This is a genomic window from Thermoactinomyces sp. DSM 45892 (assembly GCF_900107305.1).
Classification (GTDB): Bacteria; Bacillota; Bacilli; order Thermoactinomycetales; family Thermoactinomycetaceae; genus Baia.
Genome location: NZ_FNPL01000047.1, coordinates 1 through 1,316 on the forward strand (window position 1 = coordinate 1; position 1,316 = coordinate 1,316).

Annotated in this window: 1 pseudogene; it reads right to left on the reverse strand. The window is 67.3% G+C overall.

Annotation, left to right across the window (positions count from 1 at the left end):
- A pseudogene (locus tag BLU58_RS15940) lies at window positions 1-1,316 on the reverse strand (collagen-like protein); the annotation flags it as partial.

A 1,316-nucleotide genomic window follows, 5' to 3' on the forward strand; every position in this document is an offset into this window, starting at 1 on the left:
TCTCCTTGCGGACCCGTTACTCCCGTGGCTCCGGTATTGGCTGCCGATCCGGGGGCTCCGGTAGGGCCTTGCGGGCCCGTTTCTCCTTGCGGACCGGTTACTCCCGTGGCTCCGGTCTCCCCTACTCCAGTAGCCCCGGTGAAACCTGGTGGACCCGTTTCTCCGGTAGCCCCAGCAAATCCAGTGGGACCCGACGGACCTTGGGGGCCGGTTATTCCAGTGGGACCCGGCCCCCCTTGCGGGCCGGTTTCTCCGATGGCCCCAGCAAATCCCGTAGGGCCTGTCGGACCTTGGGAGCCCGTTTCTCCGGTAGCTCCAGCAAATCCAGTGGGACCCGGCAGACCTTGGGGGCCCGTTTCTCCTTGCGGGCCAGTTACTCCCGTGGCTCCGGTATTGGCCGCCGATCCAGGGGCTCCGGTAGGGCCTTGTGGGCCCGTTTCTCCTTGCGGACCCGTTACTCCCGTAGCTCCGGTATTGGCTGCCGATCCGGGGGCTCCGGTAGGGCCTTGCGGGCCCGTTTCTCCTTGCGGACCGGTTACTCCCGTGGCTCCGGTCTCCCCTACTCCGGTAGCCCCAGCAAATCCAGTGGGACCCGACGGACCTTGGGGGCCGGTTATTCCAGTGGGACCTGGCTCCCCTTGCGGGCCGGTTTCTCCGATGGCCCCAGCAAATCCCGTAGGGCCTGTCGGACCTTGGGGGCCCGTTTCTCCTTGCGGGCCAGTTACTCCCGTGGCTCCGGTATTGGCTGCCGATCCGGGGGCTCCGGTAGGGCCTTGCGGACCCGTTTCTCCTTGCGGACCCGTTACTCCCGTGGCTCCGGTATTGGCTGCCGATCCGGGGGCTCCGGTAGGGCCTTGCGGGCCCGTTTCTCCTTGCGGACCCGTTACTCCCGTGGCTCCGGTCTCCCCTACTCCGGTAGCCCCGGTGAAACCTGGTGGACCCGTTTCTCCGGTGGCTCCAGCAAATCCGGTGGGACCCGGCAGACCTTGGGGGCCCGTTTCTCCGGTAGCCCCAGCAAATCCAGTGGGACCCGACGGACCTTGGGGGCCGGTTATTCCAGTGGGACCCGGCCCCCCTTGCGGGCCGGTTTCTCCGATGGCCCCAGCAAATCCCGTAGGGCCTGTCGGACCTTGCGGACCCGTTACTCCGGTAGCTCCGGTATTGGCTGCCGATCCGGGGGCTCCGGTAGGGCCTTGCGGGCCCGTTTCTCCTTGCGGACCCGTTACTCCCGTGGCTCCGGTATTGGCTGCCGATCCGGGGGCTCCGGTAGGGCCTTGCGGACCCGTTTCTCCTTGCGGACCCGTTACTCCCGTGGC